Genomic DNA, 13,564 nt, shown 5'->3' on the forward strand with positions numbered 1-13,564 from the left:
CTGGCGGAAACGGACTGCATTCTGATTAAAATAAGCTCAACATTAATGGATAAATCATCAAATGAAATTCAACTTCTATTTTACAAAAATTTCGCTAAGACATTAGTACATCGGTTTTCTGCTCAATCCTAATAATCTTCAACACTTGGCTGAAGCACCCCATCACTGCAATTTTTTTCACAAAAAGAGTCCCTAAGAACCTGTAAAACCACTGACTACGGACAACTGACCACAGACGCCTAATCGAGTTTTGGCTCAATTAGGGTGTTAAGTTACAGCAACTTGTTTAATGCCTCTTCGGACAGGATACCTTCCTGGGATGCAATTTCCCTGATGGTCTTGCCGGTTTCATGGGCCTTTTTGGCGATGGCGGCCGCGCGGTCGTAACCGATATGCGGAACCAGGCCCGTTGCCAGGGCCAGACTTTTTGCGATGTATGCTTCACATACCTCACGATTGGCAGTTGTGCCCCGGATACATTTTTCGGCAAAAACTTTTGATGTTGTCGCCAGCAGAGAAATCGACTGCAACAGATTATAAGCTATTACCGGCAGCATGGCATTCAGTTCAAAATTGCCCCCCTGTCCTCCCAGCATAATGGTGGTGTCGTTGCCGGCGACTTGAGCGGCCGCCTGGATTACCGCTTCCGGTATGACCGGGTTAACTTTTCCGGGCATGATTGAAGAGCCGGGCTGCAGAGCGGGAATATTTATTTCTCCCAGCCCGCAGTGAGGTCCCGAAGCCAGCCAGCGAACGTCGTTGGCAATTTTAACCAGGCTGACAGCGATGGTTTTTAAAGCTCCGCTGGTCTCTACGGCCGCATCCCGGGCGGCCTGCGCTTCGAAACGGTTCTTGGCCGGTTTAAAGGTCAAATCGCTATAGTTTGAAATCAGAGCGACTGCTTTGGCGCTGAATTCCGGGTGGGTATTCAAGCCGGTGCCGACGGCCGTGCCCCCCAGTGCCAGTTCGGCCAGCCTTTCCTCAACTGTCTTGACCCTTTCGATGCCCAGCTCTATCTGCCGGGCGTATCCTGAAAACTCATCACCGAGGGTCATGGGCACAGCATCCTGCAAATGAGTTCTTCCTATTTTTTTGATCTGATCAAATTCGACTGCTTTGTTTGCAATCGCTTTGTGCAGTAAATCGAGTGAAGGCATCAGGTCTTTTTTGATGGATATTAAAGCGGCAATATGAATCGCCGATGGCATAACATCGTTGCTCGACTGGCCCAGGTTGACATGATCATGGGGATGAACCGGTTTCTGCCCCCCTTTTTTGCCGGTGATGATCTCGTTGGCTCTGGAGGCGATGACTTCGTTCATGTTCATATTTGTCGAGGTCCCTGATCCGGTTTGAAACACATCCACCACGAACTGGTTATCAAATTTTCCATCCATCACCTCCTGGGCGGCTTGACTAATCGCCTTGGAGGTGTCCGCATCCAAAAGTCCGAGTTCTGAGTTTACCCGGGCGGCACATTGCTTTATCAATGCAAGTGCATGCATGAACGCCGCTGGAAGTGTCAAACCACTAATGGGAAAGTTTTCCACCGCCCGCTGTGTCTGCGGACCAAAATAAGCATCCTCAGGGACACGCACCGTTCCCATGGTGTCTTTTTCTTCTCTAAAACTCATTTTTCAACCTATTAATAAAATCGTGTTACGATTTTATGGAACGCGGCTACGCCGCTCTGTTTGGCAAAAGGTTTATCCGTTGTTCCAAACCCTGAACCCAGAACCCAGAACCCTGAACCCCGACCCGGCATCAAGCATCCAGTACTGCCTGAAGTCTTGCCGGATCGTACTGTTGCGAGATCAAAGGCCCCTTGTTTAAAACATCGATGTGTTTTGTAAAAATTTGTTTTTCTTTGCGATATAAAATACCGATGGGTATTCTATCTCCCCACTGGCGGGCAAGCTTCATGGCGTTTTCGAAGTCATCCGGCATGTAATCTTCTTCAAACAGGTCATAGGCCCGCTTTTTATACCAGTTGTAAGTGTTGATACGGTTGAAAGAGACGCACGGCTGCATGATGTCGATCAGGCTGAAGCCTTTAAATTGCATCCCTTCCCGGATCAGTCTGCTCAGATGCTTCACATCACCTGAAAAGCCGCGGGCAACAAATCCGGCACCCAGGGACAATGCCACCGCAAGACCGTTAAATGGTTCCGAAATAACACCACGAGGCTGCAGCGGTGTGACCATACCGAAATCTGAAGTAGGCGACGCCTGGCCTTTGGTCAAGCCGTAGGTTTTGTTATTGTGTACCAGCAGAGTGAGATCTACATTGCGCCGGATGGCATGCATAAAATGATTGCCGCCCTCGCCGTAACAGTCCCCGTCACCGGAATTAACCAGTATTTTCAGATCGTGATTGGCCAGCTTGGCGCCGGTGGCAAAAGGCAGCGCGCGACCGTGCAGGGTGTGAAACATATTGCATTTTAAAAAATGGGGCGTTTTGGCGGCCTGTCCGATACCGGATACGATCAACAGCTTTTCCGGCAGAATTTCCAGACTGACCAGCGCGTCCTTCATGGCCTCCAAAATCCCGAAATCACCGCATCCCGGGCACCATTGGTTTTCATACGAAGATTCATAATCTTTGATACTGACCATAATATCACCTCACATATTGTTTGGCGCCGTCAATGATTTCGTTTGGGTAAAACGGCCGGCCGTCATATTTTAATATTGCCCCGGAATAGACAAGTCCGGTCTGCTCTCTTAAAAGTTGACCTAATTGGGCGGATGCATTCAGTTCTACCATTAAAAATTGCTTGGCCTTGCCGAGGGCTTTTGCAGCCGCTTCAGCGGGAAAGGGCCATAAATCTGAAAAATTCAAACAGCCGACATCGCCGCCGGCATCTCTCAGCCGGTCAACAGCCTCTTTTACGGCCCCTTCGGTGGAGCCCCAGCCCACAAGAAGTATCTCGGACTCGCCGTAATATTTTTTGGGAGGGTTCATCTCTTTGATCATAAAGGGCACTTTGGCGTTGCGCTTGTCCACCATGCCGATCCTGTCAGGTATTTCTTCGCTGATATGTCCGTCTTCGCGGTGTTCGTCACTCGATATTACTACCAGGGGCTTACCGGCACAGGGTAGCGCCCGCGGCGATACCCCGTCGGGCGTGAATGCAAATCGTTTATACTGCTCCGGGTTTTCAATATCACCATCCTTAGCGATAAACCGCTCGATATTTTGCGGTGCGGCGTACGGCCGGCCGGCCATGAATATAGAATCAGCCAGATACTGGTCTGATAGAATAATTGCGGGGACCTGGTACTTTTCTGCAAGATGCAACGCTCTGGCGGTAACTTCAAAGGCTTCGTCCGGCGTGCCGGGGGCAAAAACAAATCGCGGAAATTCATCCTGAGAAGCCCGAATGACAAAATGTAAATCTCCCTGGCCGGTCCGTGTGGGCAGACCCGTTGCCGGCCCCGGGCGCTGGGCATTCACGATTACAATCGGAGTTTCCGTAATCCCGGCAAGTCCCAGACCTTCGGTCATCAGACAGAAACCGCCTCCGGATGTCGATGTCATGGCCCTTACCCCGGCAAAAGAGGCTCCGATAATCATATTCACGGCGGCAATTTCATCTTCTACTTGTTCAACAATCAGTGGGAAACGGTCTGAAAGCGAACTCAGGTGGGTCATAATTCCGGTGGCCGGAGACATGGGATAAAATGCCGCCAGGCGGCAGTCGCCGGCAAGGGCGCCCAGGGCAATGGCTTTGGAACCGTCAATCAGCGCTCCTTTGGGCCGGTCCGCCCTCCACTCAAACGACCATTTGAAGGCGACATCTTTAACGGCCTGGTAGCCCAGCTCGGCGGCATAATAATTTTTCTCTAAAACATCAGCGCCCTTTTTACCAAACTGCTTGGAAAGCACTGTTTTGCAGAGTTCAAACGGTACTCCCAAAAGCGCCAGACAGGCTCCGGCGGCAACCGTATTGGCGAAAAGCATGCCACCGGCTTTTTTGGCAAGTTCGCTAAAAGGAAGCGCAATGAGGTCACCTTCCCCGGACCCGTCACTTTCGTCCATGATAACCAGGCCGCCGGAATCTAATTGCCCCTTATGCAAATCATACGTCTCCCGGTTTAATGCCACCAGCAGATGAACCTTGTGGTGCGGCGCCTGTACAGGTTTGCTGGAGATACGAATCTGAAAAAAACTGTGTCCGCCCCTTATCCGGGACTCAAAATCATTAATGGCCATTATATACAGACCGGCTTCCTGGCCTACCAGCGCCAGCAGGTGTCCCACGGTCTGTATCCCCTGGCCGGCTTCACCGCCTATTTTTACGGTTATATCGATACTCATTTCAATGACCTTCCTTTTTCAAATTTTATTTTTGCCGAAGATAGCATTGACGATTGCCTTTTCAATTTCAGAACTTGGTGTCCAAGTGTACCTGTCATGGAAACTTTTCATGGCAAAACGGTCTTCGGCATTGATAACATTGGGAAAATCAAAATCTGTCATCAAGGGCTGCAGCATTTTAAACCCAAGCTTCATTTCTTTTTCCAACTCCCCGGCATCAATGCGACCGGCTGGATCGAAAGAAAGGATGGAATATTGAACAGAAACTATTTCTACAGGCTTGCGATTGGCAAATTCCAGAATTGCCAGGGCATATCGCACCCTTTTACCGGCATATTCTTGAAAGCGCACTTCAGGGTCAGCCCCGAGCAGCCGTTCGTAGCGTGTCAGGGGAATACGCTTTAAAGTCTCATCTTCATTAACAAAAAATACACGTATACCAGTGCCCATAATCAAGATCGTAATAAGTTCAGGGGTCGGGGAGCTTTCGCATTAAGCCCGCTCAATGGGTAATTCACATAGCATTATGGAAAAAATTCCCCTGCTCCTCAACACCTTAGGGTTTTCGCCCCCCCCCCCGCAAAGCGGGACAGGAAGGCGTACTTTAAGTACGTCGCGGGACAAAACCCGCGGCCTCCGGCTCCGCTTCCAGCCCGTAGGGCTTACAGGCCGGAGGGTAGAGCCTACGCCTCGGAGAGAGAACGCCGCTCATCGGGAAAATAACCATTTATGGATGGAAACTAAATTTTTAATGCAATCTTCAAATGATATTTGGCAGATGCATTTAGAAATAGCATGGGGGGGTCAGAACTGCAATTATTTTTGTAAAGTGATTTCAGTGCCCCAGCAAACCCTCCAATTGGTCAGTATCCTGAATTTGGTATGCGATATGTTTTAAGATTAGCGCGTGCATCAATAATTTGATAACTGTTAAACTATTGATTTCAAAGTAACAAGTTCCAGCCGATCAGCAGCGTCCTCAGCCAGATCCGAAACATCGACAATCGTATCCAAACAGAGCCTTAAATGGATTTTGAGGCTGAAGTCTAAATCTGATGAGAAGATTTTCTTGGTGATATCCCATTCCAATTTGTCCACTTTTGATTCTAAAAGGCCTATTTCTCTTGAATGCTGGCGCGCGACCTCAATCGGGCATCTCCCCTCAAGGTAGCAAATTAGAGAGTGCTTGAGGGTCGCACTAACACCAAGCGATTCCTCAATTACTTCAACATAGTCGGGTTTTAAAAAGTTAGGGATAGCAGGGCGCTGGTTTAAAAAGAAATCGCAGCATTTTTCAGCTGCGTTGGCAACGCTATCAAAGCTTTCTACTAGTTTATAGATATCCTCACGCAGTAAAGGCATATAAGCACCGTAGTATAATTTGCTACGTATTTCATGACGGATTAAGTCAGCTTCTGTTTCAATTTTGTCGGTCTCACGGGCCAATTGTTTAGCCTCATCGATGTCGTCTTCGAGGTAGGCCTGAAGCGTTTTTATGGCTGTTGACAGACATTCCTCCATTTTATCTGCATGTTTTGCGATAAGATCAATAACTTCTTTTTCCTTTTTAAAAATTATCATTATACCCCCTATAATCTAATCATTAGTTTATATAGCAGAAAAGAGGATCCCGCAGCCAGACACGGGGTTAAAACCCATCCAATAAGAATGGTCCGTATAGTTTTTTGGCTGATAGATTTTGCCCCTTTTGTCAGGCCTACTCCTACAACAGCACCCACAATAGCGGAAGATGTGGAAATCGGGATTCCGAATATTGAAAAAAGGTGAATTCCAAAAGCTGAAGAAATCTGTGCTGCAAAAGATCCTGGAATATCAAGTGGAGCTATGCCTTTGCCGACTGTATCCGTGACCTTTTTCCCATATGTAACAGCTCCAACGGCAATCGCAACGCCTCCGATGCCGAGAAGTATTGTGGGGTGCATAATTCTCAGATTGGCAATCGGTCCAACCGCAATTCCGGCGTGATTAGCTCCAAGGGAGTAAGCCACATAACAACTCGACATTATTGCAAGCCATCCCAGTGCGTTCTGAATAAGCATGGCGCCTATTCTGATTCTTCTTAAGACAAAACCGATCAAGCGGGATAAAATAAATGATAGTGCCATCGTCAGGAGAGGGCATATAACCCAGCTTCCAGCAATTGTGATTAGCTTTGAATAATTTATATCTGCACCAACAGCAAGACCAACACCAGTGACTCCGCCGACGATTGCCTGGGAAGTAGAAGCAGGAATCCTAAAGAAAGTGGCTATGGTAATAAAAAATCCTGAACAGATAAGTGCCACCATAATCCCCACGTAGTTGAGTTCTGTTTTTACAATGCCTGTGCTAATAGTTTTCATGACCTGGTGCCCTTGGAGCATCCCTCCTAATACGACAAAGATTGCGACTAAAATAACAGCTTTTCTGAATGTCAGTAATCCGCACCCTACAGTGGGACCAATGCAATTTGCAGTATCGTTCGCACCGATATTCCAGCCGACATAGATACCGGCACCTAATAAGAAAAAGAGTGTCAGATCGATTGTTCCCCCGATTGAAGCTTTTTACAGTCTACCTGAGGTGGATATGGTTGCTGATTGCCTGCGGACAGTGCGTTCATAGCCGCTGCCGGAATTTCATTTATTAGATCCTCTGAAACAGGCTGGTCCTTAAATTTTCGTATACTGCGGTGGTTTGTGAACAATTTCTATCTTTTGAGGCTCGACCTGTTTGTTACGTATTTTAAAAGATTTGAGCGTCTCCGAGCCGTTGGCCAGAGAAACGATTATATAGCTTAAATCCGGGTCATAGGCCAGCCGGATGTCTTCTTTGGAAGGGCGGGCTACAGTGGCCGGATGGCTGTGATATACCGCTGCCAGTTCGAACCCTTTTGCCCGCATATCCTTTAGCGCCTCAAACTGCTCTTCAGGGTCAAGGGAGTAATGTATTTCCGAGGCATCCATATTTTTCATTTTGTATTGCTGCACGATAACACCTTCTCTGGCAGCAAGATAGCCGCAGGCTTCCAAAGGCGCTTCCTTTTTGGCATGGGATATAATGCCTGAAATTACATTTGCAGCTATTTTCAACATATTTCCCTTTTTTGTGTATTTTATGGCATTTTTTTTCATTGCCACTAAGACACCAAGGCACGCAGAAAGAATAATAAATATATTCTTTGTGTCTTTGTGCCTTTGTGGCTAATAATTTTTGGTTTCGGTTTGTCCGGGCTGGGTTGTGTCCACCTCACAGACGTCCTGCTGTTCATCCACAAGTTCATGGATCGTGGGCTGCTCTCCGCAAAGGGCACACTTTTTATTTTTTTCCAGTTTATGTTTGACAAATTCCATCTTAAAGATATCAAAAAACAGCATTGCATTGGTCAGCAATGTGCCCTTGCCGGTCAGAAACTTCAAAGCCTCGGCGGTTTGAATGGTTCCCAGCATACCGGCAATGGCACCGAGAATTCCGGCTTGAGCACATGTCGGTACGGCATTCGCGGAAGGCGGTTCTTCAAGCACACAGCGCAGACAGGCAGATTTTGCGGGTACGACTGTCATGGCCTGGCCGTGGAACTGCACGACGCCGCCGTGGGAATAGGGGATGCCTTCCAGCACACAGGCGTCGTTGATTAAAAATTTGGCGGCAAAGCTATCGGTGCCGTCAATCACAAAATCATACCCTTGAATAATTTGCCGGATATTGTCGGCGTTGATAAAAACGTTATGGGTCTTGACCGCTACATCAGGGTTGAGCGCCTGCATCTTTTCGGCGGCCGATGCCACTTTTGAGGTGTTAAGGTCCTTGGTAAAATGAATCACCTGTCTTTGCAAATTGGAAAGCTCCACAGTATCTGAATCAGCAATGCCGATGGTCCCTACGCCTGCTGCTGTCAGATACAAAGCTGCCGGAGAACCAAGTCCGCCGATACCGATAATCAGAACCTTGCCGTTCATGATTTTGACCTGTCCCTTCACTCCAACATCTTTGAGAAGGATCTGTCTGCTGTAGCGCTCGAGCTGTTCTTCAGTAAAATTAGTCATAGTTTTTCAAGCCCTTGGCTTATATCGTTAATTTATTGTTTTGTTAACAAAGTTGACCAACAAAGTCAACATAAACTTTTCTCACTAAACACAATTTTTTTAATTCTCAAGTATCTTTAATGATTTCATTAGGTTTAAATTTAGAGGCACGCAATGCGGGGAGCATGCTGCTCAATCCGCTGATGACCTTGTGTCAGGGTTTCAATACCGGTCAGAGGCGGTTAATTTCTTGAGGAACTGTTATTAGGCTTTTGACAGGCTGGAACCTAGATCAATAATACCGAGACCCATATCCTGATCGCCGCGGCAGCAATCAGAACCGCCAGCGCCTGTCTCAGTCTATAAACCGGCGTCTTCCGGCTTACATGGCTTCCCGGACGCGCCGCCGGTATCACGGTCAGCGCAATAGGAATGGTCATCAGCCAAGTGATCTGGCCCGTGGTCGCCTTACCGATAAACCCTGCCATAGATGAGAGCAAAACGATCGCCAGGTTGCTGCCAATGGCAATTCTAGTCGGGATCTGAACGAATGAAGTCATGAGCGGTATGAGGATGAACGATCCGCCTTGGCCAACCAACCCCCCCCCGGGAGCCCTTGGACTATTGTCAGCCCAGCCACTATCCTCATCGGTAATGGCTCAAATCCGAAGAGCGGCGGTATGTAAAGAAGCAGCGGGGCCATGACAATCCCACCGCCGATGCCCGGCAGTCCGGATAAGAACCCGGTAAAAAAGACCAAATCCGCCGATTAGGATGTAAATTCCCATAGGCCTAAGTCACCACTACTCCCGGAGAGCCTTCCACGATTTCACCCACACAAACTGCCGATTTTACCCCGGCGGTAGAAAGCGCGGCTAAGAGATCTTTGGCGTGAGTATCTGGAACCGAGAGCAAAAGTCCCCCAGAGGTCTGGGGATCGTAGAGCACTTCCTCGTCAATATTGGAAAGAGAAGCTTGAATCTCCATATATTCCTGGGTCATACGACGGTTCGCTTGGTTGCTTCCGGTTGTCTCGCCCTTCCGGTACATATCAAGCACCCCGGGATAGAGCGGCAAATCCGAATAATTCAATCGGACCTTTAAGCTGCTGCCGAGGGCAAGCTCAAGCAGATGGCCGGCTATCCCGAAACCGGTAATATCCGTGCACGCATTAATATTAAATCCACGAGCGGTTTCCATGGCAACATCGTTAAGCCCTGCCACGGAAGGGAGCACATCACGTTCAAGGTCTCCGTACGGAAACTTGCCGGAACGAACAGCATTAAACAAAACTCCGCTGCCGAGCGGTTTCGTTAGAATCAGGGCATCCCCGGCCCGTGAGCCGGCGTTGGTGACTATCTGCTCAGGGTGTACTATGCCGTTTACGCAGAGGCCGTACTTAGGCTCCTCGTCATCGACGGTATGACCGCCGCCGAGACAGGCTCCAGCCTCCACCACCTTGTCGTTGCCGCCGCGGAGGATTTCTTTGAGTATCCCAATGTCCAGGTGCTTTGCAGGAAACATCACGACGTTTAATGCGGTCAAAGGGCGGCCGCCCATCGCATAGATATCCGAGATCGAGTTTGCCGCGGCTATTTGCCCGAACCAATAGGGATCATCCACCGGCGGGGTAATGAAATCGATGGTATTAATCATGGCGATTTCGTCTGTGAGCCGGTAAACGGCAGCATCATCGGAGGTCTCGATACCGACTAAAAGATTTGAATCCGAAGGCGGACTTAAACCTGAAAGCGCGTCCGACAGAACCGTCGGACTAATTTTTGCTGCTCACCCGCAAGTACGGGCAAGACCTGTAAGCGTCTTCTTTTTTAAAAATGCCATAAAGGGTTCCTCCTATTATTCTAACACCATATCAGGAAAATTATATAATCGCACTATTTTTCTCCGTGGCCCTCCATGGGCTGATATACCGCTACTATAGCTTTGTACCGAAACACGCCCTCGGAAGTTTTGAATACTTTGGATATGTTGTAGCCTTTTATCTTCTGCTCAACATGCTTTGGCAGGGTCTGGTTTATATCGCTTAAAATGATAGCCACAGCCGTATTCCGTTCCGAACGATGGTTTCCGGCGGTATAGTATTTCGGATTTTTATATTCCCAGGTGAATTTTAGTGATGATTTTTCAATCTGCTCCTGGGGAGGAAAGTGACTTAAGTCATAATGATAGATAACCCTTTTCTGAGTAAAAAGGTCAAGGATAGGTACCGAGACGGCCGGGTTGATTATAGAATGTATTTGGGGCAGGGTAAAAACTTCCACATTTTCCACCTCAAGACTGTTTAAGAACTCTCCTGCATTCTTCAGGTTCACGGTGCTTATGCTCTGAACAAATGGAAGATATGCACGGAAAACTACTACAAGCGAAGAGATCACAATGCCTGCGACAATGAATTTTTTAAGCTCTTTTATTTTGATCACTTGTAATCCGTATGAAGCCATTAATGCCAGCATTGGAAACACCGGGATGATATAACGTATCCGTTTGATCTGCATTATAATTACCAGGAACAACATCCAACTTATAATCGTATATTTCAAATCTTTTTTCCTGAAGGCGACATACATGGAATACAATGCAGCAAGTGTGATAAAGGGGTGTATCTGAAAAAAGAAGGTTGAGGTAAAGCTCTCTCCCCATCGTCTTAGCCCAGGTCTTTGATAGTTAAACAAAAGTACGATCTGTTCTGAGATAACATCATATTTGGCTAAAATCGCGGCAACTATAAGAACTCCTGAGATTAAGGTGATTATAACCCCTCTGCAAAGAACTTTCTTGGAGTCTTTTTTCAGATAAACCAGGAGTATGACGACTAAAACCGAAAGCATCAGCCAGGTGGAATATTTGGAAAAGAAGGCAAGCAACAGGGTTACTGATGAAAAGGCCAACATTTTTACGCCGCCCCGGTCCAGGGCCTTAATAAAAGTGTAGATTGAAAGCGTAAAGAAAAACATGGTCGGAACGTCAACAAGCATAATCGGCACCTGTGTAAATAGATACGGGATCCCGAGCAGGAGCGCTCCGGCAAAAAATCCTATATCTTGGTCCCAGAGCGTTTTTCCTATCATATAGGTAAGTGTTATTGTTGCGGAAAAGAAAGTAGTGGTGGCAATCTGTATATAGATTCTGGATTCTCCGAAAAATTTAAATATTAGGCCGTAAAGGAAAGGGATGAGAGGCAAATCGGTCCAGGCTGAAATATCCTGGCCCCATTCTTTGAAAAAGTATTCGATTCCGTACATTTCGAGATGTTTGGCTTGAGTGAAATACCTTGAGACGTCCACGATGACCTCAGGCTCTCTCCAGAAAAGCGCTGAGATAAAAAAAGAGGAAAGAAAAAGAAAAGGTACACGGATGCGCTCAGGCAAAGAAACCTTAGAAATTATATACGCCAGGATAAGGCCGAGAATAAATAAAGGAAAAATCAAAGTTATATCCGTGTTAGCAAATGTCCACGGCCACCTTGTTAGGCTATTGTCATCTATTGTCCGGAAGATAAAGAGTGTGGCAAAGGTGCAAAGTGACAGCAGGGAAATCAGGAGGACATAATCAATCTTCCTTGGCATAGGCAAATTACTCCCCATTTTATTTAGTCCTGAAAAACCTGGTCCTCTGGGCCTCCGGCTCCGCTTCCAGCCCGTAGGGCTTACAGGCCGGAGGGTAGAGCCTACGCCTCGGAGAGCCAGGTCAGAGATATCTGGCTCTGGCTTGGAGTTTTGTGTCTAAAATCACAAATTCCAAGTCTCAAATTCCAAACAAGGGCTAAAACTATTTTTTTTATTCTTTTGTTTGTTATTTGTTTTTTCGGTCATTGGAATTTATTTGTTATTTGTATTTTGTTATTTGGAATTTAATTTACAGCTTGTTCGTAAACCTTTCCTAATACCCAACGGCCTGTCCATCTTTGCGATGATCAGAGGCAGCGCAATATCCATCCTCAGTCTTAAAGATCAGTTGGGCTCCACCAAATAGATATGGGGGGACATCATCCTCTATGGTGTGGCCGCGCTTTGTCAGGCCCTCAATCACGCCAGGGTCAAGCCCCGGCTCAAGTGCCAGGCGAAAATCTTCAAAAACATGCCAGCGCGGGGCGTCCGACGCGGCCTGAGGATTTAGCCCGTAGTCAAAGATGCGGATGATCATTTGAACATGGCCCTGGGGCTGCATGTGGGCTCCCATTACGCCGAAACTCATCAGCGCATGATTGTTTCGGGTGACAAAACCCGGGATGATCGTGTGATAAGGACGTTTACCACCGGCAACTTGGTTTGGATGTCCCTCTTCGAGCGTGAAACCGCTTGCGCGACTTTGAAGGCAGATCCCCGTTTGCGGTACAACGATCCCGGATCCGAAACTCATGTAGGGGGATTGAATAAAGGAGACCATCATGCCCTGGTCGTCGGCCGCGGTCAAATAAACTGTGCCCCCGGTAACCGGAAAAGACGAACGGGGGAACAGGGCTCGTTCCATGCGGATTTCCCGCGCTCGTTGGGCCAGAAAGGCTTCGTCAAGCAGGGCTTGTGGATCTACCACCATGCTGGCCGGGTCGGCAATATGACGATGGGCCTCGGCAAAGGCGATTTTCATTGCCTCAACCTGCAAATGAATGCTCTCTGCGGAATCCATAGGATAATTCCTGATATCCAGATGTCGCAGTATTCCTAAAGCAATCAGCGCCGCCAGCCCCTGCCCGTTGGGCGGGATTTCGTGCAGGTGGATTCCGTGATATTCTTGGGAGATGGTGTCCACCCATTCGGATTCATGCTCTGCCAGGTCATCTACGGTCAAGACTCCGCCGGTGGACTTGGCATGGGCCGCTATGCGCTCGGCGAGTTCCCCTCGATAAAAAGATTCGCCTTTGGTTGCGGCGATCTTTTCAAGCGTTCGGGCTTGCTGCGGACAGCTGAATAGTTGACCCGCAACAGGTGCTTGACCGCCGGGCAAAAACACCTCTGCAAAGTCTGCAAAGTCCTGGTAGAGTTGCTGAGCAAGGGACCATGCTGCGGCAATCTTTGGCGACACTATAAAACCTTTTTCAGCATAAAGAATTGCAGGCTCGAATAATTCAGCAAAGGGAACTCTCCCAAAGCGCTCCGATAGCTTTGACCAGGTGTCTACCGCGCCGGGTATGGTAACCGCACCCCAACTCAACGCCGGGATGGTTTTTTGTCCGGCGAATTGTTCCGGCGACAAAGCC

At 48.0% G+C, this 13,564-nt stretch carries 13 protein-coding genes; all 13 read right to left on the minus strand.

All coding sequences use genetic code 11. The features are described from left to right. Nucleotides 1–272: 272 nt before the first annotated feature. Complete coding sequence (locus tag V3S16_RS00920) at nt 273–1,634, minus strand: class II fumarate hydratase (protein WP_413882795.1); 1,362 nt, start codon at nt 1,632–1,634, stop codon at nt 273–275. Nucleotides 1,635–1,764: 130 nt separating this feature from the next. Further along, entirely contained in the window at nt 1,765–2,616 is an 852-nt protein-coding gene (locus V3S16_RS00925) for a 2-oxoacid:ferredoxin oxidoreductase subunit beta (protein WP_413882796.1), read from the minus strand. Nucleotides 2,617–2,620: 4 nt separating this feature from the next. Further along, entirely contained in the window at nt 2,621–4,321 is a 1,701-nt protein-coding gene (locus tag V3S16_RS00930; protein WP_413882797.1) for a 2-oxoacid:acceptor oxidoreductase subunit alpha, read from the minus strand. A gap of 18 nt (nt 4,322–4,339) precedes the next feature. Then, nucleotides 4,340–4,771, minus strand: a complete 432-nt coding sequence (locus tag V3S16_RS00935; RefSeq protein WP_413882798.1) for a hypothetical protein — start codon at nt 4,769–4,771, stop codon at nt 4,340–4,342. Between the two features lie 480 nt (nt 4,772–5,251). Next, nucleotides 5,252–5,902, minus strand: coding sequence for a DUF47 domain-containing protein (locus V3S16_RS00940; protein ID WP_413882799.1), 651 nt, complete (start codon nt 5,900–5,902; stop codon nt 5,252–5,254). 8 nt (nt 5,903–5,910) lie between these two features. Continuing rightward, on the minus strand, nt 5,911–6,879 hold the full coding sequence (locus V3S16_RS00945) for an anion permease (RefSeq protein ID WP_413882807.1): 969 nt from the start codon (nt 6,877–6,879) through the stop codon (nt 5,911–5,913). Further along, on the minus strand, nt 6,858–7,028 hold the full coding sequence (locus V3S16_RS00950; protein WP_413882800.1) for a nitroreductase family protein: 171 nt from the start codon (nt 7,026–7,028) through the stop codon (nt 6,858–6,860). Before V3S16_RS00950 ends, V3S16_RS00945 begins: the two co-directional genes overlap by 22 nt. After that, nucleotides 6,994–7,455 (minus strand): Mov34/MPN/PAD-1 family protein, encoded by a 462-nt coding sequence (locus V3S16_RS00955; RefSeq protein ID WP_413882801.1) that lies wholly within the window; start codon nt 7,453–7,455, stop codon nt 6,994–6,996. The genes V3S16_RS00950 and V3S16_RS00955 overlap by 35 nt, the downstream gene beginning before the upstream one ends. A gap of 69 nt (nt 7,456–7,524) precedes the next feature. Further along, nucleotides 7,525–8,367: a HesA/MoeB/ThiF family protein gene (locus V3S16_RS00960; RefSeq protein WP_413882802.1), complete on the minus strand. Its 843-nt coding sequence runs from the start codon at nt 8,365–8,367 to the stop codon at nt 7,525–7,527. Between the two features lie 266 nt (nt 8,368–8,633). Beyond that, the gene (locus V3S16_RS00965; RefSeq protein WP_413882803.1) at nt 8,634–8,945 is read right to left on the minus strand and encodes a TSUP family transporter; all 312 of its coding nucleotides are present in this window, start codon (nt 8,943–8,945) and stop codon (nt 8,634–8,636) included. A 193-nt stretch (nt 8,946–9,138) separates the two neighbouring features. Beyond that, on the minus strand, nt 9,139–10,188 hold the full coding sequence (selD, locus tag V3S16_RS00970) for a selenide, water dikinase SelD (protein WP_413882804.1): 1,050 nt from the start codon (nt 10,186–10,188) through the stop codon (nt 9,139–9,141). A 53-nt stretch (nt 10,189–10,241) separates the two neighbouring features. Continuing rightward, nucleotides 10,242–11,933: an ArnT family glycosyltransferase gene (locus V3S16_RS00975; protein WP_413882805.1), complete on the minus strand. Its 1,692-nt coding sequence runs from the start codon at nt 11,931–11,933 to the stop codon at nt 10,242–10,244. Nucleotides 11,934–12,246: 313 nt separating this feature from the next. Next, nucleotides 12,247–13,564, minus strand: a 1,318-nt coding sequence (locus V3S16_RS00980) for a gamma-glutamyltransferase family protein (RefSeq protein WP_413882806.1), incomplete at its 5' end; no start/stop codon positions are given.

This window comes from Candidatus Desulfatibia sp. (genome assembly GCF_036446775.1).
Classification (GTDB): Bacteria; Desulfobacterota; Desulfobacteria; order Desulfobacterales; family UBA11574; genus Desulfatibia_A.

What these genes read in the sequence shown, in the direction of transcription:
- V3S16_RS00920 (WP_413882795.1), bottom strand. Translation starts at nt 1,634, where the DNA reads ATGAGTTTTAGAGAAGAAAAAGACACCATGGGAACGGTGCGTGTCCCT.
- V3S16_RS00925 (WP_413882796.1), bottom strand. Translation starts at nt 2,616, where the DNA reads ATGGTCAGTATCAAAGATTATGAATCTTCGTATGAAAACCAATGGTGC.
- V3S16_RS00930 (WP_413882797.1), bottom strand. Translation starts at nt 4,321, where the DNA reads ATGAGTATCGATATAACCGTAAAAATAGGCGGTGAAGCCGGCCAGGGG.
- V3S16_RS00935 (WP_413882798.1), bottom strand. Translation starts at nt 4,771, where the DNA reads ATGGGCACTGGTATACGTGTATTTTTTGTTAATGAAGATGAGACTTTA.
- V3S16_RS00940 (WP_413882799.1), bottom strand. Translation starts at nt 5,902, where the DNA reads ATGATAATTTTTAAAAAGGAAAAAGAAGTTATTGATCTTATCGCAAAA.
- V3S16_RS00955 (WP_413882801.1), bottom strand. Translation starts at nt 7,455, where the DNA reads ATGAAAAAAAATGCCATAAAATACACAAAAAAGGGAAATATGTTGAAA.
- V3S16_RS00960 (WP_413882802.1), bottom strand. Translation starts at nt 8,367, where the DNA reads ATGACTAATTTTACTGAAGAACAGCTCGAGCGCTACAGCAGACAGATC.
- V3S16_RS00975 (WP_413882805.1), bottom strand. Translation starts at nt 11,933, where the DNA reads ATGCCAAGGAAGATTGATTATGTCCTCCTGATTTCCCTGCTGTCACTT.